The 20353-nt window shown below is 73.7% G+C and carries 15 protein-coding genes; 2 read left to right on the forward strand and 13 right to left on the reverse strand.

Features of this window, described 5'->3' with window-relative positions; translation table 11 throughout:
- Window positions 1–55: 55 nt before the first annotated feature.
- From CDO52_RS15095 to CDO52_RS29105, 7 genes are all read right to left on the reverse strand, one after another.
- Window positions 56–253 carry a hypothetical protein gene (locus CDO52_RS15095; RefSeq protein ID WP_094932469.1) on the reverse strand — a complete coding sequence of 66 codons (198 nt, stop codon included), beginning with the start codon at window positions 251–253 and terminating at the stop codon, window positions 56–58.
- A complete protein-coding gene (locus CDO52_RS15100) occupies window positions 250–2148 on the reverse strand; it encodes a hypothetical protein (protein WP_157745580.1) in 1899 nt (632 codons plus the stop codon). The genes CDO52_RS15095 and CDO52_RS15100 overlap by 4 nt, the downstream gene beginning before the upstream one ends.
- Window positions 2149–2251: 103 nt before the next feature.
- Complete coding sequence (locus CDO52_RS15105) at window positions 2252–3511, reverse strand: site-specific integrase (RefSeq protein ID WP_017619012.1); 1260 nt, start codon at window positions 3509–3511, stop codon at window positions 2252–2254.
- 104 nt (window positions 3512–3615) lie between these two features.
- A complete protein-coding gene (locus tag CDO52_RS15110) occupies window positions 3616–4074 on the reverse strand; it encodes a hypothetical protein (RefSeq protein ID WP_017619013.1) in 459 nt (152 codons plus the stop codon).
- A gap of 82 nt (window positions 4075–4156) precedes the next feature.
- Window positions 4157–4471 (reverse strand): hypothetical protein, encoded by a 315-nt coding sequence (locus CDO52_RS15115; protein ID WP_026125858.1) that lies wholly within the window; start codon window positions 4469–4471, stop codon window positions 4157–4159.
- Between the two features lie 307 nt (window positions 4472–4778).
- Entirely contained in the window at window positions 4779–8324 is a 3546-nt protein-coding gene (locus tag CDO52_RS15120; RefSeq protein WP_094932471.1) for a TM0106 family RecB-like putative nuclease, read from the reverse strand.
- A gap of 192 nt (window positions 8325–8516) precedes the next feature.
- A complete protein-coding gene (locus CDO52_RS29105) occupies window positions 8517–9224 on the reverse strand; it encodes a septal ring lytic transglycosylase RlpA family protein (RefSeq protein ID WP_017619017.1) in 708 nt (235 codons plus the stop codon).
- A gap of 792 nt (window positions 9225–10016) precedes the next feature.
- Between CDO52_RS29105 and CDO52_RS15130 the strand changes: the two genes are divergently transcribed.
- Complete coding sequence (locus CDO52_RS15130; RefSeq protein ID WP_017619018.1) at window positions 10017–10235, forward strand: hypothetical protein; 219 nt, start codon at window positions 10017–10019, stop codon at window positions 10233–10235.
- 135 nt (window positions 10236–10370) lie between these two features.
- On the opposite strand, the gene CDO52_RS15135 is transcribed toward CDO52_RS15130, so the two are convergent.
- The 5 genes from CDO52_RS15135 to nirB form a co-directional block, all read right to left on the reverse strand.
- Entirely contained in the window at window positions 10371–11540 is a 1170-nt protein-coding gene (locus tag CDO52_RS15135) for a protein-tyrosine phosphatase family protein (RefSeq protein WP_232524197.1), read from the reverse strand.
- A 156-nt stretch (window positions 11541–11696) separates the two neighbouring features.
- Window positions 11697–12434 carry a sirohydrochlorin chelatase gene (locus CDO52_RS15140; RefSeq protein ID WP_094932472.1) on the reverse strand — a complete coding sequence of 246 codons (738 nt, stop codon included), beginning with the start codon at window positions 12432–12434 and terminating at the stop codon, window positions 11697–11699.
- Entirely contained in the window at window positions 12434–13606 is a 1173-nt protein-coding gene (locus CDO52_RS15145; RefSeq protein ID WP_017619021.1) for a uroporphyrinogen-III synthase, read from the reverse strand. The genes CDO52_RS15140 and CDO52_RS15145 overlap by 1 nt, the downstream gene beginning before the upstream one ends.
- Window positions 13603–13989, reverse strand: a complete 387-nt coding sequence (gene nirD, locus CDO52_RS15150; RefSeq protein WP_094932473.1) for a nitrite reductase small subunit NirD — start codon at window positions 13987–13989, stop codon at window positions 13603–13605. Before nirD ends, CDO52_RS15145 begins: the two co-directional genes overlap by 4 nt.
- A gap of 4 nt (window positions 13990–13993) precedes the next feature.
- Window positions 13994–16552 carry a nitrite reductase large subunit NirB gene (gene nirB / locus CDO52_RS15155; RefSeq protein ID WP_094932474.1) on the reverse strand — a complete coding sequence of 853 codons (2559 nt, stop codon included), beginning with the start codon at window positions 16550–16552 and terminating at the stop codon, window positions 13994–13996.
- Window positions 16553–16769: 217 nt separating this feature from the next.
- On the opposite strand from nirB, the gene CDO52_RS15160 reads away from it, so the two are divergent.
- Complete coding sequence (locus CDO52_RS15160) at window positions 16770–17924, forward strand: ADP-ribosylglycohydrolase family protein (protein ID WP_232524199.1); 1155 nt, start codon at window positions 16770–16772, stop codon at window positions 17922–17924.
- 484 nt (window positions 17925–18408) lie between these two features.
- On the opposite strand, the gene CDO52_RS15165 is transcribed toward CDO52_RS15160, so the two are convergent.
- Complete coding sequence (locus CDO52_RS15165) at window positions 18409–20166, reverse strand: PKD domain-containing protein (RefSeq protein ID WP_026125861.1); 1758 nt, start codon at window positions 20164–20166, stop codon at window positions 18409–18411.
- Window positions 20167–20353 lie beyond the last annotated feature (187 nt).

Below are 20353 nucleotides of genomic sequence, written 5' to 3' on the forward strand. Positions count from 1 at the left end.
CCGCACGGACGTGCGTTTCCTGCTGCGGCAGGCTCGGCGTGCACCCGCGGGCGGGTCACAGCCAGTTCGGCCCCCACTGCGAGCTGTCGGAAACGCCGGGCGGCAGTGGCGGCAGGAAGGACGCGCCCGGCGCCCCGTCCTGGCCGCCCGCGCGCTGCTCACCGGCGGGCGCATCGGCCGCGCCGTGGTCTTCCGCGCGCTCTTCAGCGGCCCGTTCGGCGTCGAACATGGCGGCGATCTCGTCCGTGATCACCGGGAACACCTCGGTCGCCGCGGAATAGGGGCTCGACTCGGCGCCGAGGGGGCTCGGCGCGCCCGTGTCGCCCGCCGTGGGCCCGGCTTCGACGCGGGTGTCCCGGTCGTCAGGCGCGGGCGCCGCGGGCGCCGCCTCCGCCGGGGCGGGGTGGTGTCCGCGGGCGGCGCCGCGTCGTGGTCCGCATCGGCCGGGGCGGGTGCGTCCGGCGCGTCGGGGCCGCTCTGCTCGGCGCCGGCCTGCAGGGAGCCCAGCATCCGCTCCAGGAACGCGTCGACGCCTGCGGGGTCGCGGCCCGCGTCGGAGGTTTCCCAGGTGGGGGCGGGGTCCGCAGCGTTGCCCTCATACGCGGCCGGGTCCTGCGCCGGGTCCTGTGCTGGGAGGGTCGCCGCCGCGGCCGAGGGGTCGGCGACCGGGCCGTCGGCATCGTCGTGACCGGCCGAGGGCGCGGCGTCCTGCTCGGGTGGCGCCGGATCGGCGTCGTGGAAGGCCGTCGCTGCCGCCTGCGGGTCCTCCTCGGTCGCCGTGGGCATCTCGAGCTGCGCATCGGGCGGCGGTGCGTCGTCCGGCGTGGGTTGGGGCTCCGGGCTGGAGGACTCCTCCCCTGCAGGGGCGCTGTTCGGGGCGCTGTGGGGCTCGGCGCGCTGGGCGGCGCGCGTGATCGGTCCTGCCGAGGCGCGGATCTCCTCCAGCGCGGGTCGCGCTGCGGCACCGCCGTCGGGAACGGCTGTGGGAAAGCCCGCAGTGGCCGGTGCGGAGGTGTCGGTGGCGGGGGCCGCCTCCTGCCGGGGAGAGGGCTCTTGGCCGGTTCGGGCGGATGTGTCCTGAGCCGCATGGGTGGCGGAAGCGGACGTGGTGGTGGCCACGCGGCGCCACCACAGGAAGGCCTCGTCGCTGGTGAGCTCCTCTTCGACCTCCAGCCACCCGGGGACGTGCGGGTGGCGGCGTCCGGCGCTCCAGGTGCGCGGGAAGGGTTGGGCGTCCAGCACGACGATGCGTTCGCCGTCGATAGCGGGGATATCGGCCGGGACGCCTTCGTTCCAGATCCAGGAGCCGTCGGCGGAGGTCAGGTTCCACCAGCTGCGCACGATGCGCGCCTCGGGGTCGGGGGCGCTGGTGCGGTAGGAGGCGGTCCATCGGGGGTCGGGGCGTTCTCCGGCCAGGCCGTGGCCCTCGGGGCCGATGAGCGCGTCGGCCAGCAGGGCGTGCAGCTGGTAGTTGTCGCCGATGCCGTCGAACAGGACGCGGAAGCCCCGTCCGGAGGCGCGGTCCAAGACGACGGCCGAGGTGGTTTCGGCCATCCGCAGTAGGGTGCGGACCTCGTCGAACTCCCACAGGGCCGAGGAGAGCTGGTTGGAGACCGCCACGAGCTCGGCGTGCAGTGCGGGGTCGGCGCGGATGGCGGCGCGCACGGCGGAGGTGCCGAGCATGGTTTTGGCGGCCAGGCCGTGGCGGCGGATGGTCCACCAGCACACGGTGGCGGTGGGGGCGGCTTCGGCCAGGTCGGCGGCGACGCGCTCCTCGGCCTCGGCGGTGACGGTGTCGGGGTCGGGCGGGGGTCCGCCGCCGGTGCGTTCCCAGGCGGAGAGGAACACGGCGGCGCCCTTGCCCATCAGCCGGAGGAGGCGGACCACTTCGACGCCGGTGGCGCCGGGGGTGGTCCCGGATTCGACCATCGCTCCGGCGATGAGGCTGAGGTCGGCGGCGACGCCGGGCAGGGCGTGGCCTCCGCCGAGGATGGGGGCCAACGCCTCCAGTGCGAGTTCGCGTTCTTCCTCGGGCACGTGGGGGACCAGCGTGTAAACCTTGTGGGCTGCGGCGGGGAAGGGCTGCGGATCCGTCGCGACTGAGGCGTCGATCAGCTCCTGGAATGCAGCGCGAAACTCATCGATCACCCCGGCATCTTCGCACATAACGGACACAGGGTGGTCACCCTGAACTTCCGGGACTGTTCCGGACGACCGCGGTGGGCCGGTGCGGCCGCAGCCCGGCGCGCGCTCACAGGCCGAGGCGGGTGACGGCGTTGTCCTCCAGCGGGTTGGCGGTGCGGATGTAGCCGTGCACAGTGCGCGGGTTGGTCCAGCGGCCCTGGCGCATGATCTCACGGTCCGCGGCGCCGCCGAGCGCCGCCTGGGTGGCGAACCCGGAGCGCAGCGAGTGCCCGCTGAAGGCGCGGGGGTCCAGGCCCGCCCGTTCGGCGTAGCGTTTGACCAGGTCGGCGACGGCGCGCCCGGTGATCGCGCGGGGTGCCAGGCGGCCGTGCCGGTCGATGGGCGGGAACAGGGGGCGGGCGGTGCCGTCGGCCAGGTCGGTGCCGGTGTAGGTGTGGCAGCGGTGGGCGGGCGGGTCGGAGGGGGCGCGGTCGTCACGCGCCTGGGGGTCGGCGTCCAGGAACGCGCGCAGACCGGGGGCGCCGCCGTCGCGGTGGGCCTGCACGGCGTCGGCCCACTCGGCGAACGCGCAGACCGGGCAGGTGGTGCTGCGCCGGCCCCGGGGCAGGGCGACCTGCTGGGCGTGGCGTGCCTCCTGGTCGGTCTTGGTGGCCGACAGGCGCACGACGAGCAGGGGGTCGCCGGTCTTGGCGTCGGTGTCCACGGCGATGTCGTCGAAGCTCAGCGCGACCAGTTCGCTGCGGCGCAGGGCCCCGGCGAAGCCGGCGAGGAGCAGGAGCGCGTCGCGGCGCCGTGCGGCGCCGGTGGGGTGGCCGGGGGCGGGGCGTTCGGCCAGCAGGGCTTCCAGGGTGTGCAGGAGCACCGGGCGTTTGCGGTTGGGGCGGGCGCGGCGTTGGCGTCGGATGCCGCGCAGGGTCATGCGGACCACGTCGGAGCGGGTGGGTGAGGCCAGGCCGTGGGCGCCGTGGACGGCGGCGATGGCCGCGGCCTTGCGTTCCAGGGTGGAGGGGGACAGCGCCCAGTGGGCGGGGTCGTCGTGGCCGACGGTGTCGGCCGCGGCGGCCAGGTAGACGGCGACGTCCACGGGGTCGGCGGGCAGGGAGTGCCGCCCTTCGGCCAGGCACCAGGCGGTGAAGGCGCACCAGTCGGTGCGGTAGGCGCGCAGGGTGTTGTGCGACTGGGCGGAGGCCAGGTAGCGGCCCAGGGCGCTGGCCTGTTCGTCGTCGAAGCGTCGGCGCACCTCCTCCAGGGCGCGGGTGTCCACGAGCACGCTGTGGGTGCCGCGCTCCAGGCGGGTGCGGACCTCGGCCGGTACGATCTCGGCCACGTCGCCGCTGTCGGGGCTGTCTTCGAGGTTGTCGTCCATGGTGGTCCATCATGGCGCATCGCGGGCCGGTGGGCGGGGTGGGGCGCGCGGCCGCGGCCGGGCCGGGCGCCGCCGGGCCTGCGGGCAGCAGGTGTTTCGGCTGGTCAGCCGAGCGCGCCGCCGATGGCCGACACCAGGTCGGCGGGGGACGCCAGCGAGTACATGAGCGCCGCCGACAGCAGCAGGGCGAGCCCGAACATCACCGCGGCGACCTTGCGGCGCAGCACCGTGGCGGCCACGGCGCCGGCCAAGGGGACGACCAGGGCGCACACGAGCAGCCCGACGAGGTACCAGGCGGTGGCGCGCCGGGCGGTGTCGGTGATCTCCGCGGCGTTGAGCAGGGCGAACCCCTCGGCCAGATAGAGCACGAAGAACACCAGGGACCCGCCGATCCAGGCCGCCGTCAGCAGGCACCACACCACCACGGGCCAGCGCGCGGGCTCGTCCACCGCGACCGGGGTGCGCGTGGGGCGGGCGGCGGGGGCGGTGGCCGTGCCGCGGGGCGCCTGCGGCCCGGTGCGCCGATCGCGCGGTGTGCGGGGGTTCTTCTTCTTGGGTGACACACGCCCTCCGATCGCCTCACTCGCGGCCACCCGGCTCGGCCGCACCGGCCCCCACCCTAGGCGGCGGGGGCCGGTGCCCTGGTCACGCGGCGGCCAGCAGGTGGATGGCGGTGATGTAGGCGATCGGCCACAGCAGCAGCGTCAGCGACCAGCGGGCGGCCGCGCGGTCCCCGGCGACGGTGGTGATGGCGGCGGCCAGCAGCGGCAGGCCCACGGCGGCCCCGAAGCCCAGCGTGTACCACTCGGCGGCGGAGTCGGCGTCGGCGGCCACGGCGTTGAGGTACCCGATGGGCCCCAGGATCAGGCCGGCCACCCCCAGGAGGGCCGCGGTGATGCGGACGCCCACGGGGTGGCGGGTGTTGCGGATGGGCGGGCCTCCATTTTCAACCGGCGGCAACGGGGAACGCACCTTCTCCCACAGGGTTCGTGGAGCGCCGCGCCGGGGCGTGCGCGGCGTGGACGGAGAATCGAGCACGGTGTCGGTGATGCCTTTCAGCGGGACGGGTGAAACGGGTGATGTCGGCGTCGGTCAGGCGATGTTCGGCGGTCATCGAGGCAGAGGGGCGCTGTCTGGATGCGACATCGACCATCCAACTCGGCTCGGGGCTGTCGATCAAGGGGTGAGGTGGGCGAGTGTCGTCCTCCTCGTGGCCTTTTTCGCTGCTGTGGGCGCCGAATCACGCGTCGGGGGCGGGTGCGCCGCCTCAGGGCGCGTCGTGCCCCGGCCAGAGACGGGCCTGGTGGCACAGGCCCGCGAATCCGGCCAGGACGCGCAGTTCGGCCACCGAGCGCGGGGCGGCGGTCAGCAGGTCCGGAGAGTACACCAGCGCCGCCAGGACCTGGGCGCGGGACAGGGCCACGTTGAGCCGGTTGCGGGACAGGACGAAGTCCAGGCCGCGCGGGACCTCCAGGGCGCTGGAGACCGTCATGGAGCAGAGCACCACCGGGGCCTCCTGGCCCTGGAACTTGTCCACGGTGCCCACCCGTACGCCCTGCAGCCCGGCCTCGCGCAGCGCCCGGCGCAGGGCGCGCACCTGCAGGTTGTAGGGGGCGACCATGAGGATGTCGTCGGGCTGCAGCGGGCGGGGGTCGGCGCCCGGCTCGGTGAAGGCGGTTCCCACCAGCGTCGCGGCCAGGCCGATCGCGGCCTCGACCTCCTCGGGGCTGTGCGTGCTGCGCCCGCTGTGGGCCACCGGCACCTGGTACAGGCCGGCCTCCACGCCCCCGAGGCCGCGCTCGGCGGCCGAGGGGTGGGCGTGCAGGCGCCCGCGGTAGGACAGGGCGGAGACCGGGGCGCACACCGCGGGGTGCATGCGCCGGGTCTCGTCCAGGAAGTAGCCCCGGGAGGCGTCGATGATCTCCTCCTCGCCCACCAGGTGCTCCAGTGCCGAGGCGTCGGCGCCGTCGGCGTGGGTGCCCTGGACGACCTGCGGGAGCTGCTGGGGGTCGCCGAGCAGGACGAGGTTGCGGGCGGCGGCCGAGACGGCGAGGGTGTCGGCCAGCGCGAACTGCCCGGCCTCGTCGATGATGAGCACGTCCATGGGGTCGTCGAGCATCGTGGCGTTGGCTAGGCCCCAGGCGGTGCCGCCGATGAGGTAGCCGCCCTCCTGCTTGGCGCGCCAGCTGGACAGCGCGTTGAGGCTGCGCGGCTGCTCCCAGGGCAGGTCGGGGTCGGGCGCCTGCTTGCCGCTGGGGCGCTTGGCGGCCGGGACGGGGGTTCCGGCGTCGGCTCCGGCGCGCACGGCGGCCGCCAGCACGTTCTCCACGGCCTTGTGGCTGGTGGAGCACACGCCCACGGTGGCGCCGCGGCCCACCAGGTGGGTGATGAGCTGCGCGGCGAGGTAGGTCTTGCCCGCCCCGGGAGGGCCTTGGACGGCGAGGTAGGAGTCCTCCAGGCGGTCCACGGCGGCGATGGCGGTGGCGATCAGGTCGCCTCCGTGCTCGGCGGGGTCGGGCAGCGCCCCGCCGCCGCGCAGCCGGGGCGCCAAGCGGCGCAGCACGTCCACGCCGGGCAGGCGCAGCCAGTCCGGCTGGTGGGCGATGGTCTGCTCGACCAGCGATTCCAGGGCCGCGTCCTTGGGGGCGGCCTGGATGGGCGGGCCGGGCAGCACGGCGGCCGGGGCGCGGGCATAGAGCTGCTCGGGCTCAGCGGTCTCGGTCAGCGTGAGCCGGTCGGCCGCGGCGGCGGTGACGGTCGCGTCCACGGTGTCGGCGCCCTGGCCGGGCGGTCCGGGGTAGAGCAGCCGCACCCGGTCGTCGGCGGAGAAGGGGTGGGGGCGGGTGGGGTCGGCGCGCAGCTGGAGTTCGCGGCGGGCGCGGCGCTGGCGGCCGGTGGGCTCCTGCCACTCCCCCGCCGCCACGCGCAGCGGCACCAGGCAGTCGTTGTCGGACTCCAGCTCCTCCACCGGGGCCGAGACCCGGCGGAAGTACTCCCACCAGGAGGGTTTCTCCTCGCGCGGGTAGTACCCGGCCAGGGCCGCCAGCCGGGCGCGGGCCTGCTGGGCCGCGTCGCGCCGGTGGGTGTCGGCGGGCACGTCGCACATCAGCGGGTCGGTCAGGGCGCGCAGGCGCGCCTCCTTCTCCTCGCGTTTGCGGCGCTTGTCGTCCTCGGCCTCGCTCAGCTCGGTCTGGACGGCGGGGCGCACCGTGATGCCCTCGGCGGTGCGGCGCTCCTCCAGCCAGTCGCGCAGCCGCGCGGTGGAGACGCAGTCGTCGTAGTTGTAGGCGCCGATGTCGGTGAGGATCTTCTCGGCCCGGTCGGAGTCGTGGGCCTCAACGGCGCCCAGGTAGTCGGCGTAGGCGTCGATGCTGGCGGTAGCGGTGGCCACGTCGCCGTCGCGCCCCTCGAAGTACAGCGGCTCCAGGTACTTGATCGAATAGGAGCGCTGCGAGATGCGCAGGCTCTTCCTGACCACCGTGTACAGGTCGACGAGGCGGTGGGTGCGCAGCAGGAGGTCGACCTCGCGCTCGCGGGTGGCGAAGGCCGCCGCCAGGGATTTGAGCCGGTCGACCTCGTAGGAGGCGTAGTGGTAGATGTGCGCCTCAGGGTCGGCCTCCAGGCGGGCGGTGGCGAAGTCGACGAAGTCCTCGAACGCCTGCTTCTCCTCGGTGCGGTCGTGGGCCCAGAACGCGTGGAAGTGGGCGGCGCCGTCCTCCTCGGTGACGGCGCCGAAGAGGTATTCCAGGCCGCGCCCGTCGGCGCCGTCGAAGTAGGGGTAGCCCTCCATGTCGAAGAAGATGTCGCCGGGGCTGGGGGCGGGCAGGCCGGCCAGCCCGTCGGGGGCATACACCTGGGCGATGACCTCGCCGGTGGGGTTGGCGGCGGTGCGGGTGGCGTCCTGGCGGACCTGCAGGGCGGCCTGTTCGCGCAGCCGGGTGTAGGAGTGCCGGGGCAGGGTGGGCGGCCGGTCCTCCTCGGTGGCCGCGGCCAGCGCGTCGATGGTGGTGATGCCGGCGTCGCTGAGTTTTCGGGCCTGGTCGGAGCGGATTCCGGCGACGAGGGTGAGGTGGCGGGCGGCGGTGCGGCCCTCCCGGCACATCGCGGCGTACCCGCAGCGCTCGCAGGAGGGGCGGGGCTCGCCCCACAGCGGGTCGGGGGCGGTGATGGGGCCGCGCAGCCGGCCGGTGAGCCGGTCGGTGACCGAGGCGAGCAGCGGCGTGAAGTCGGCGACCCGGTAGGCGTGGGTGGCGCCGTCGCCGGTGACCAGGTACATGTGCTCCGGCTCGGCAGGTCCCATGCGGCCCAGGGCGGCGGCGTAGGCGGCCAGCTGCACCAGCGCCCCGGGGCCGGGGTGGTGGGCCAGCTTGGTGTCGTAGGGCTCGTAGGTGCCGCGGCCGGGGCGGTCCTGCCCGGTGGCGGGGTCGGTGTCGTCGCGGATGAGGAAGTCGGCGCGGCCGTGGAAGGCGACGCCGGCCTCGCCGGGTTCGTAGAACACGCCCTGGTAGATGACGGGGACGCCGGAGGCCATGGCCGCGGCGGTGGCCTGGGCGGCGGCCGCCATGGCGGCGTGGGTGGGTTCGGGGTTGTCGATCTCCACGACGCCCTCGCCGAACACCTGGCGCAGCCGGTCGAGTTCGGCCTGTTCGTGGGCGGCGCCGCTGCGGGCGACCAGCGGGTCGATCTCGGCGGGGGCGGGGACGCCGTGGACGCGGGCGGCCAGCGCGGCTTTGAGCGCGCTGCGGTGGTCGCACTCCATGGCGTCGACCAGGTCGGTGGGTGAGATCACCCATCCGGTCTCGTTGCGGAACACCGGCCTCGTCCCTTTCCCTGCGTCGCCTTGCGGGCATTGTGCCACGCGGTGCACACGCGTCCGGCGATGTCACACGCGCCCGCGGTGTGCGGCTGGGAGGGGGCGGGGGTACCGACGCGTGTGGCTCCCCGGGGCGTACGCCCGGGAGCCACAGGTCGGTTCTCACCTGGAGTGAGGTGCGGGCGGTGCCGCCTAGCTCACGACCTGCCAGTCGACGTTGACGACGCCCTGGCTGGACGAGGCGATCGAGGTGAAGGACGCCGTGGACAGGTCCAGGCAGCGTCCGGCGACGTAGGGGCCGCGGTCGTTGATGCGCACGGTGACCGACTTGCCGTTGGACGGGTTGGTCACCTTGACCATGGTGCCCATCGGCAGGGACTTGTGGGCCGCCGTCATGGCGCTGGGGTCGAAGGTCTCACCGCTGGCGGTGGGCTGCGGGTCGCTGTACATCGACGCCTGGCAGGAACCGCCGTCACCGGTGGGCGTCAGCCCGGAGTTGTTGGAGCCGGACGACGAGGAAGAAGAAGAGGACTCCGAGGAGGACTGCTCCTCCTTCGGCTCCGGCTTCTTTTCCTCCTTCTTGGCCTGCGAGGCGGAGGCCTGGACCGACTGGGCGGCCTTTTCGGCGGCCTGGTCGCGCTGCTCCTCGCTCTGCTTGCGCTCATCGGCGTCGGGCGTGGCCTCGGTGTCGGCTCCGGCCGCAAGGTCGTTGACCTCGGCGGAGGGAACCTTCATCTCATTGGCCGCGCTCCGCGGGCTGCCACCGAGATCGCCCAGGACGGCCGCGCCGGCGGTGCCGCCGGTGATGAGGACGGCGCCCGCGGCCGCCGTGAGGACGACGGCGCGCTTGGTCTTCAGGTTTTCGAGCAGCGGAGTACGAGAGGGCTCATGATTGCCCACGGGGAACGTCCTTTGAACGGGGACAGGGACCAGCCGTGCGCCAGGGGCCGTGGAACCGTGGGGGTCACCAGAGGGGCGCCGGGGGCACAGGGCTTCCACCCGGAACAGGGGGTGGGGGTCGGTCAGGGGTTAAGCCGCAGGTCAGGGGCTGTGAACCGACCTGGCCGAGCGTATGCATAACGGGAGGGTCACGGAAACCAATTTGGGGGGTTTGTGTCCCTTGTCACTGCATTTGCCTACGTTGGGTTTGCTTTACGCCTCCCTGCGTAGTGCATGGTGTGAACGAGAGCATGTGCCGTAGTTCATCCGTATTTGACCCACCCCGTGTGGGGTGCCCATGTTTCTACCGTCACGGGATAGTAACGGTCAACCGTTAGGCCGGAAATGCCCCGATCCCTTAGGGCGGGTAGGGGTGAGATGCGCTGCGGACCCGCAGGTCACGGCGGGAACGGGGAACTCGGGAAGAAGGGGATGCGAGGCCCCGGCGCCCGGCACTGCGCCCCGATCGCCCACGGTCCGGGCTCCGCTCGCCCGGCACAACGCACAGGACCGGGTCTCTGGCCGTGATCAACGACGGAGGCGCGTGCGACGTCGTGGGCTCCCGCACCGCACAACCCCCGTTACGACCAGCGGGAGCCCCGGTGGTCCGCATCCTCCGGTCGCGGGCCACCCGCGCGGCGCGCTCCATCCCAGCAGGTCAAAGTGCATCCCCCTTGACCCTCCATGGAGATTCCGCCCACCGCGCCCCGGGTAGCAGCCCATCGACCTGACGATCAACACGCGAGGAGCACCATGATCGCGAAACTGTCCGAAATGGGCGTCACCTCAGAAATGGCCTACACCGCCGGCACAGCCTCCATAGGACTCAGCATCGTCACTTGGCTCGCCTCGAAGAAGGCGGAGGACGCCAGCATCGCCCGCGCTGACCGCTGGGGCATCTTCGTGGGGCAATGGGCACCCACCTTGTTCGCCGTGGGCGTCGCGCTCCGCCTCCACGAAGGCAAGCTCTAGCCCGCCCGATCCCGCGTGGTCGCGGTGCACTCGCAGCATCGCCGCAAAAGAGCCGACCACGCCCGCCAGGCCGTGCGTTTCGAGTGCTGCCGCAGCAGCGAGCCCACAATGAGGGGGAACGCACGGCCCAGCGACTCACCCGGGCGGCGTCGCCCGCTGTGCCGGCAGTCCGTCGGGGAACAGCTGTGCCGCCGGGTCGGTCAACTCCACACCGCTCAGCGCCGCGGCGGCCCGGGCCAGCTCCGGGGTGTCGACATGCCCGCCCACCGCGCGGATCGTCGACCGCAGCGCCTCGACCACACCGGCGCCACACGCCGAGGCGGCGTAGTGCGCCGCGACGGCGGGCGTGCGCGACTGGCCGGCCGCGCAGTGCAGCAGCACCCGCTTGCCCTCCGCACGCAGCGCCGCCACCGCCCCCGCCGCCTCATCGAGCACGAAGTGCAGGTTGGGGTTGACCGCCTCCCGATCGGCGAGCCACACCTCCACCCGGTCGCCCGCCGGAAGGTAGGACGGCGCATCGCGCGGCCCCCGCCGGCACAGCGTCACCACCGCCTCCGCGTCGCGCCGCGTGCGCACATAGGCCAGATTGCACAGCGTCACCCCCGGGTCATAGGGGTGCTCGACGGCGAACGGGTGGCGGATGTGCGGGCTGTCGCTGGCGTGATTGCGCTCCTGCTCGGGCCACCGCAGCGGGTCGCTGCCCCGCGCCAGCACCACCGCCCGCGTCACCAGGCCGCGCGGCGCCACGATGTCGGCCAGCCGCCGCTGCGCCTCCAGCGGAACCCCCGACATCCCCCAGCGCGCCCCCGCCAGCGCCCCGGCGTACATCCCGGCCTCGTCGCCGTAGCGCGTATAGGCCCGCCACACCGCCTCGACCAGCTGGGAACAGGGGAAACTCCCGCGCGCCGGATCCAGCGGCGGAACCGGAGCCCCCAGCGCCGAGCGCCACCCCGTCGCGATCGGGCTGCGCTCGGGGGCGCCCGCCTCCACCGGCGGCACCCGCCCCTCGCCCACGGTGCGGCACAGCGCCGCCGTCCACTCCCGCTCCAACGGGCCGTCCACCGCCTTGGCCGCCGCCGCGGGGTCGCCGATGTTGGCCAGCGCCGTGGTGACCAGCCACGCCAGCCGCGCCGGGCCGGTGCCGTCCCCCTCGGGGTGGCAGATCTCGGCGGTCATCGCCGGGGGCGTGCCGACGATGCACGCGGCCGCGGCGGCACCCACCCACGCGCCTGCGGCCCGGTCCAGCCGTGGATCGTCGCGGTCCCAGACCTCGCGGGACTCGATTGCTCGCCTGGCGGGGGACATGGCTCTCCGATCGCGTCGCGCGGTCCGCACCCCCTCCTACATTCCCTCTAGAGAGGAAAAAGGAAGGCGCGTTGCCGGATCCGGCCAGGATCCGGCGCCCACGCATACGCGCGCCACCGGTGCAACGATGGCGTCCACGCGCGAGGCGAGGGGCGCTTATGCCGGTTGGGCGACCAGCACCTCGCGGTAGCGGGCCGCGACCGCCTCGGCCACCTCGTCGTCCGGGCACAGCGGAGCGGCCACCACATCGGCTCCCGCCTCGGCCAGCCGCTGGTGGAACAGGCCCGGCGCCAGCAGCCAGGAGGCGATCGCGACCCGCCCGTGCCCGCGGCGGCGCACGCGCCGCACGACCTCGGGCACCCGAGGGGTGGCGGTGGCGATGTAGCCCACCTCCACCGGCGCCTCCAGTGCCCCCGACAGCCGGTCGGCGGCATCGCGCACCTGGGCGCGGGCGCCCGCGTCGGACGAGCCTGCCGCGGCCAGCACCACAGCGTCGCCCGGCGCCCATCCCGCGCGCCTCAGCCGCCGTTCGGCGGCGGTGATCAGCCGCGCATCGCCGCCCAGCGCCCCGGTGACCACGGCGTCCTGGCGTCCGGCGCGGGAGAGCTGGGCGGGGATGTCCACGTGCACGTGGTACCCGGCGGCCAGGAACGCCGGCACCACCACGACCGGGCCGTCGACCGTGGCGGCCACCTCGCCCACATCAGGGGCCAGCACATCGGCGAAGGCGAGCCGCACGTCGGCACCCGCGCGCCTGCCCACGCGCCGCGCCAGCGCGCGGGCCACGGCCACGCCGCGCTGGTCGCGGGTGCCGTGCACGGCCAGCAGCAGCGTGGGCGCGGCCGCGTCCCGCGGCGGGTCGGCCAGGGCGAAGGTGCGGGGTGAGGCAGGCATCAGGCTCCTGAGGGCGGGCAGTCGCCGTTGTCCAGGGCGAGGCGGTAGCCGCGCTTGACCACGGTCTGGATGATCTTGGGGTCGCCCAGGGCGGTGCGCAGCCGGGCAACGGCCGTCTCCACGGCGTGGGCGTCGGCGTCGCCGCCCAGGCTGGCCAGCAGGTCGGCGCGGTCGCGCACCTGGCCGGGGCGGCGGGCCAGTTGGCGCAGCACCCGCATCAGCGCGGGCGAGATGGGGCGCACGACCCCGTCGAGCAGGACGGCGTGCCCGCGCAGCCGCATGCGGTGCCCGGCCACCGGCAGGTCGGGGAACCGGTCGGGCAGTTCCTCGGTGAGCTTGCGGACCTGGGCGCCGATGCGGGCGCGGGCGGGCCAGACGGTGGGGATGTCGTGGGCCATCAGCGGGCGGGCGGTGACTGGGCCCACGCACATGGCCAGCACGTCGCCGCGCAGTGCGTTGACCAGGTGGGGCTGGGCGCCGGTCTGGTGGGAGCGGGCCAGCAGCCCGGCGGCGGCCGGGGCGCTGGTGAAGGTCACCGCGTCGATGCCGCCGCCGGTGATGCCGTCGATGAGCCGGTCCAGGGCGCCGACGTCCTCAGGCGTGGTCCACCGGTAGATGGGGACCTCCACGACTTCGGCTCCGGCCATGCGCAGGGCGGCGCAGAAGTCGGGCAGGGGCTCGCCGTGCAGCTGCACGGCCACGCGCAGCCCTTCCACGCCGGTGGACAGGAGGTAGTCCAGGACTTCGGCGGAGGATTCGGAGGGCGGTGACCATTCCTCGGTGAGCCCGGCGGCGCGGATGGCGCCCTTGGCCTTGGGGCCGCGGGCGATGAGGCGGGAGCGGGACATGGACGCGATCAGCGGTTCGGCCTGGCCCCAGGTTTCGCAGGCCTCGACCCAGCCGCGGAAGCCGATGCCGGTGGTGGCCACGACGATGTCGACGGGGTCGTGGATGAGGCGGCGCGAGGCGGCGGCGAGGCGCTGGTCGTCGCTGAGCGGGACGATGCGCAGCGCTGGGGCGCACACGACCTCGGCGCCCTTGCGGCGCAGCAGTGCGGCCAGCTCGTCGGCGCGCCGGGCCGCGGTGACCGCGACGGTGAAGCCGGCCAGCGGGGCCACGGTCGCCGCGGGTTCGGTGCGGGGGCCGGGCAGGTGGTCGATGCCGGCGCTCACTGGGGGGCCTCGTCGGGTCGGATGCTGACGTCGATGCGCCCGTCGCGCTCGCGCACCCGGTAGGTGGCCAGGCGCACCTGGGGGTCGTCCAGGCAGGAGCCGGTGCGCAACGAGAAGACCTGCTTGAGCATGGGTGAGGCCACGGTGGGCTCTCCGCCGCGGTCGCCGACGATGCCGCGCGACATCACGGCGGCGTGGCTGAACGGGTCGATGTTGTCCAGGGCGTAGAGCGCGCCGTCGTGGGTGCGGAACAGGGCGGCCTGGTGGCCGTCGGGCAGCAGGACGGCCACACCGCGCTCGGGCAGGAGCCGCTCGGCAGGGCAGGCGGGGACCCACTGGCCGTCGGGGCTGGTGGGCAGGGCAGGAAGGGCGGGTGCGGTCATCTGGTCAGACCTCCACGGGTGCGGAGCCGTCGGGGGCGGTGCGGGCGGCGTCCCCGTTGGGGGTGGTGCCGTCGGTGGGCAGCTGCGGCATCCCCAGGGCGACGGGGCCGGCCGGGACGGGCTGGTCGCGCTCGGTGTCGAAGCTGATGGTGGGGTCGGGGGCCTCGGGCGCGTTGGCGAAGGAGGCGAACCGGGCGAGCTTTTCGGGGTCCTCCAGCACGCCGCGCCATTCGTCGGCGTAGTTGGCGACGTGGGCGGCCATGTCGCGTTCGAGGTCGGCGCCGATGCCCAGGGAGTCGTGGACGACGACGTCGCGCAGGTGGTCCAGCCCGCCGTCGAGGTTCTCGATCCAGGCGGCGGTGCGCTGCAGCCGGTCGGCGGTGCGGATGTAGAACATCAGGAACCGGTCGATGTAGCTGATGAGGGTGGCGTCGTCGAGGTCGGAGGCCAGGAGTTCGGCGTGGCGGGGGGTGAAGCCGCCGTTGCCGCCGACGTAGAGGTTCCAGCCCTTGTCGGTGGCGATGACGCCGAAGTCCTTGCCGCGCGCCTCGGCGCATTCGCGGGCGCACCCGGACACCGCGGCCTTGATCTTGTGGGGGGAGCGCAGGCCGCGGTAGCGCAGTTCGAGGTCGATGGCCATGCGCACGGAGTCTTGGACGCCGTAGCGGCACCAGGTGGTGCCCACGCACGACTTGACGGTGCGCAGGGCCTTGCCGTAGGCGTGTCCGGATTCGAATCCGGCCTCGACCAGGCGCGACCAGATGGCGGGCAGCTGCTCGACGCGGGCGCCGAGCAGGTCGATGCGCTGGGCGCCGGTGATCTTGGTGTAGAGCCCGAATTCACGGGCGACCTTGCCGATGACGATGAGCTTGTCGGGGGTGATCTCGCCGCCGGGGACGCGGGGCACGACCGAGTAGGTGCCGTTGCGCTGGAGGTTGGCGAGGAAGTGGTCGTTGGTGTCCTGCAGGGCGGCCTGCTCGCCCTCCAGGATGTGGCCGCCGCCCAGGGAGGCGAGGATGGAGGCGACGGCCGGCTTGCAGATGTCGCAGCCGCGGCCGGTGCCGTGGCGGGTGATGAGGTCGGAGAACGTGGTGATGCCGGTGGCCCGGATGGTCTCCACGAGCTCGGCGCGGGACTGGGTGAAGTGCTCGCACAGGGCGCTGGACTGCTCCACGCCGGAGGCGGCCAGCAGCTGCTTGAGCATCGGCACGCACGAGCCGCAGCTGGTGCCGGCGCTCGTGCACCCCTTGAGGGCGGGCACGTCGCAGGCGCCCTCGGCGATGGCCTGGGTGAGTGCGCCCTTGGTGACGGCGTTGCAGGAGCAGATCTGGGCGTCGTCGGGCAGGGCGCCGGCGCCCACGCCCCCGCCGTCGGCTCCGGCCGGGGAGATCAGGGTCAGCGGGTCGCCGGGCAGTTCGTGTCCGACCAGGGGGCGCAGGGCCGCGTAGGCGGAGGCGTCGCCGACCAGGACCCCGCCGAGCAGGGTGGTGGCGTCGTCGGAGACGACGAGCTTGGCGTAGCGGCGGCCGGCTGCGTCGTTGACGACGACGTCCAGGGCGCCCTCGGTGCGGCCGTGGGCGTCGCCGAAGCTGGCCACGTCCACGCCGAGCAGCTTGAGCTTGGTGGAGGTGTCGGCGCCGGTGAAGGCGGCCTCGCCGCCCACGAGCCGGTCGGCGACGACCTCGGCCATGGCGTTGCCCGGGGCGATGAGCCCGTAGACGGTGCCGTCGTGGCTGGCGCATTCGCCGATGGCGTAGATGTGGGGGTCGCTGGTGCGGCAGGTGTCGTCGATGACGACGCCGCCGCGTTCGCCCATGTCCAGTCCGGCCTGGCGGGCGACCTCGTCGCGGGGGCGGATGCCCACGGAGAACACGACCACGTCGGTGGGGATGCGCTCCTCGCCGAGGTAGATGGCGGTGGGGCGGCCGTCCTCGCCGGCCTCGATGTGCGAGGTGCCGTTGCCGGTGTGCACGGTGACGCCGAGTTCTTCGATGAGGCGGCCCAGGAGGGCGCCGCCGCCCTCGTCGACCTGGGCGGGCATGAGCCAGGGGGCCAGTTCGACGACGTGGGTGTCGACGTTGAGCAGCCGCAGGGCGTTGGCGGCCTCCAGGCCGAGCAGGCCGCCGCCGATGACGACGCCGGTGGTGGCGTTGCGGGCGGAGGCGGTGATGGCGTCCAGGTCGTCGATGGTGCGGTAGACGTGGCAGCCGGGCAGGTCGTGGCCGGGCAGGGGCGGCACGAACGGGTAGGAGCCGGTGGCCAGCACCAGGGTGTCGTAGTCGATGACGGCGCCGGAGGTGGTGGTGACCGTCGTGTTCTGGCGGTCGATGGCGGTGGCGCGTTCGCCCAGCCGCAGGTCGACGCCCTCGCCCAGGTCGGCCAGGCGCAGGTCGTGTTCTGTGGCGCCGTCGAAGTAGGAGGACAGCGCGACCCGGTCGTAGGCGGGGCGCGGTTCCTCGCCCAGGACCACGATGTTCCACGCGCCCTGGGCGTCGCGGTCGCGGACCGCCTCGACGAGGCGGTGGCCCACCATGCCGTTGCCGATGACGACGAGTTGTCTCATTTGCGACTTCTTCTCCCTTGTGGTCGGCGGGGAGCCGGCGGCGGCGCCGACCGGTCGCCTCCGTGGTTTCCCAGGCAACCCAGAGGGTGTTTCCGCGTGGTCAGCCGTGTGTGACGCGCGTGTTTCGTTCTTCTGCCATCCCAGGTCACATTTGCGTGAACGGGCCAGGTGGCGGGCGGGGGCACGCGTTGGGGGTAGGCGGAGGGTTGGTGTGGGCATGGTGCTAAGTGCGATGGTGTCCAACGCTTCCACCCACGCCGGGCGCGCGGCGGTGTCGCTGAACGCGCTCGCGCTGGGCGATGCGTTCGGGGCGCGCCTGTTCGCGCCGGACGGGGCCGAGGCGGTGCGGGAGCGCACACTGCCGCCGCGGCCTTGGGAGTGGACCGACGACACCGAGATGGCCTGCTCGGTGTATGCGGTGCTGTACCGCTACGGGCGGGTGGAGCAGGACGCGCTGGTCGCGAGTTTCGCCGCGCACTATGACGCGCTGCGCGGCTACCACACCGCCACCGACCACCTGCTGCGCTCGGTGCAGGCGGGCGGCGACTGGCGCGCGCTGGCGCCCGCCCAGTTCGGCGGGGCCGGGTCGTGGGGCAGCGGCGCGGCGATGCGGGTGGCCCCGCTGGGGGCCTGGTTCGCCGATGATGTGGCCGAGGCGGCGCACCAGGCGCGGCTGTCGGCCGAGGTGACCCACACCCATGCCGACGCGGTGGCCGGGGCGGTCGCGGTGGCCGCCGCGGCGGCGGTGGCGGGGCGGTGCGAACCGCTGGGGGCGGGCGAGTTCCTCGACGAGGTGCTCGACCACATTCCCTCCGGCGCGGTGCACGAGGCCGTGCACGACGCCCGCGCCCTGCTGATCTCCTCCGACCCGTGCGCGGTGGCCGCGGAGCTGGGCTGCGGCGAGCTCATCGGCGCCCGCGACACCGTGCCGTTCGCGCTGTGGGCGGCGGCCAAGCACCACGACGACGTCCCCGGGGCGCTGTGGGCGGCCGCCGCGGCAGCCGCGACGGCGGGCGGGGACCTCGACACGACCTGCGCGATCGTCGGCGGCATCGTGGGCACGCGGCTGCCCTGGGGGCAGCTGCCCGCGGGTGGCGCGAGCGCGCCGAGCCGCTGCCGGAGTGGGTGCCGGTGTCAGCTTCGCGGTCCTGAACGGACCGGGCTCGCCAGTGGACGCCCCAGCCAGCTGCCGGGTGAACCCCGCGTCCAGGCGGCCAAAGCCCGCCGGGGGCGGATGACCTCCGCCCAGCCCACCAGGAATCACCGGCTGTCCTTCGGGGATGCCCCGGCTTCGGCCGGGGGAGGAATCGATCCCCTGCGGAGCGGGGCACGAACGGGGTTGCGCCGCCAGGGCGAACGACCGCCCACGTGATCGGGTAACCGGGTAGGGGTGTACCGCGTGCGTTGCGAGAGCCACGCGCGTACACCGTGCCGGTCGAGAACCAAGACGGCACAGAACAACCCAGCTTTGCTTTATTGAACCGGGCAGGTTCCGTCTCGGCTGGTGTTCAGGGAGTACGCCCTTTCAGGTCGCTGACCTGCGGGGCTTCCTGAGCCAGGAATCCCCCTGCTCGCGCTGGTCGAGGGTCCAAGCTCAGGCGTCCCGGTCAAGCCGTAGCCTCGCCCATCGTGCTGCGTTCGAGGACTGGCGTGAGAACTGAGGGTTCCCACGCCACCACGGGGCGGTTCCCCCGATCCTGAAAGGCCCGGGGCTCCCCGCCGCGGGAGCGCCGATGCCCGGGTCCCACGCCAGCGGAATGGGCGGCGCCCCGGCCCCGCGGGTGCGGGGTGAGGAGGCGCCGCCCGGGTCGACAGACGCGCCCGCGTGGGACGCGCGCCGGTGAGCGCGACGGCCGTTATCGGACGGTGATCGTCTTGGTGGTCGTCCCGCTGGCCCCCTTGTCGTCGGTGACGGTCAGGGTGACCTCGTAGGTGCCGCCGGAGTTGTAGAAGTGCCAGGTGGACTGGCCGCTGCCGGTCGTGCCGTCGCCGAAGTCCCAGGCGTAGGAGGCGATGGTGCCGTCGGGGTCACTGGCGCCGGAGGCGTCGAAGGTGCACAGGTCCCAGGAGGCGTAGCAGGTCGCGGTGAACGCGGAGGTGGGGACCTCGTTGCCGGGCTCGGTGCCGACCTTGACCTCGATGGAGGTCGTGCCGGTGGCGCCGCTGTCGGCGGTGACGGTCAGCTTGACGGTGTAGGTGCCGTCCGCGGTGTAGGTGTGGGACGGGGTCGCGCCCTCACCGGTGGTGCCGTCGCCGAAGTCCCAGGCGTAGCCGGTGATCTCGCCCTCGGGGGCGGCGGAGCCGGTGCCGTCGAACTCGCAGGTCCGCGAGGTGTCGTCGCAGGTGTGCCCGATGACGGCGGTGGGCGTGTCGCCGCCGCCTCCGCCGTCGGCGGGGTAGGTGGAGGCGTCGCCGACGTCCAGCAGGGGCTCGCGGACGCCGTCGTTGGAGGTGTCGTCCCAGCCGCCGTTGCCGGTCGACTTGAGCGTCTCGTAGATGGCCATCACGTCGGCGCGGTTGGTGGGCTTGCTGTCGCCGACCGCGAGCAGGCCGGCGGCCCCGGCGACGTGCGGTGCGGCCATGGAGGTGCCGCTGATGGTGTTGTAGCCCCCGTTGGCCCAGGTGGAGTAGATGCACACGCCTGGGGCGGTGATGTCCACGACGGTGCCGTAGTTGGAGAAGTCGGCCAGGGTGTCGTCCTGGTCGGTACGGCAGGAGAAGGAGGGGCCGTTGCCGCCGGGCTTGCCGTCGGAGTCGGCCATCGCCGAGACGGTGAGCACGTCGTCGTGGTTGGCCGGGAAGAAGTTCTGCGCGTTCTTGTAGGAATTGCCGGCGGCCACGGTGTGCACGATGCCGGCGTCCACCGAGGAGGAGATGGCCTGGCTCATGGCCTGGTCGAAGCAGCCGTCGCAGCCCAGGCTCATGTTGGCGACCTCGATGTCGGAGGCATGTCCGGTGACCCAGTCGATGCCGGCGGTGACGGCGGCCAGGGTGCCCCCGCCGTCGTCGCCCAGCACCTTGACGCTCCACAGGCGGGCGCCATTGGCCACGCCGACGACCCCGGACCCGTCGTCGATGGCCGCCGCGCTGCCCGCGACGTGCGTGCCGTGCCCGTTGCCGTCGGTGCCCGACCCGTCGCGGCAGGTGCCGCTGGTGCAGTCGGTGCGGGAGACGATGTCGAGATCAGGGTGCTCGGCGATGCCGGTGTCGATGATCGCGATGTCGACGTCGGCCCGGAAGTCCTCCTGGCCGTTGATCTTCAGGTTCTCGTTGTCGGGGGCGAAGGCCCGGGAAATGCCGGTGGGGGTGTCCTGGGCCATGGTGTGGACGACCGCGTCCTCTTGGACGAAGTCGACCTCGGGGTCGGAGCGCAGCGCCCGGGCCTCGGCGGCGGTCATCTCGGCGGCGTAGCCGGTCAGGGCGTGCTGGTAGATGCCGTTGGGGCGGTCCCCGTGCCGTTTGGCGACCTCGCGGGGGTTGGCGTCGTCGTCCAGGACCACGATGTAGGTCTTTTCGGGTCCGGATTCGGCGGGGGTGGGAGCGGCCGCGGCCGGTGCCATGGCGAACACCGGGACCAGAGCGGCGGCGGCGAGCACGGCAAAGATTCTTCGCATCGTGTCGTCAACCCTTCGGTGGGCCCCTTGTGGGGAGGGGCGTGGGGGATGTTCGGGGGCCGCCTGGTGAACAGGAGCGGGGCCGATCCTCAGGCGGCTCCCGAGAGCAGCATCAGCCGAGCGAGAGGTAGTGAAAATACGTATCAACTACGTAAAGTTGGTCGTGGTGTCGGGCTACGTAGTACCG

The sequence above is a fragment of the Nocardiopsis gilva YIM 90087 genome (genome assembly GCF_002263495.1).
Classification (GTDB): Bacteria; Actinomycetota; Actinomycetes; order Streptosporangiales; family Streptosporangiaceae; genus Nocardiopsis_C; species Nocardiopsis_C gilva.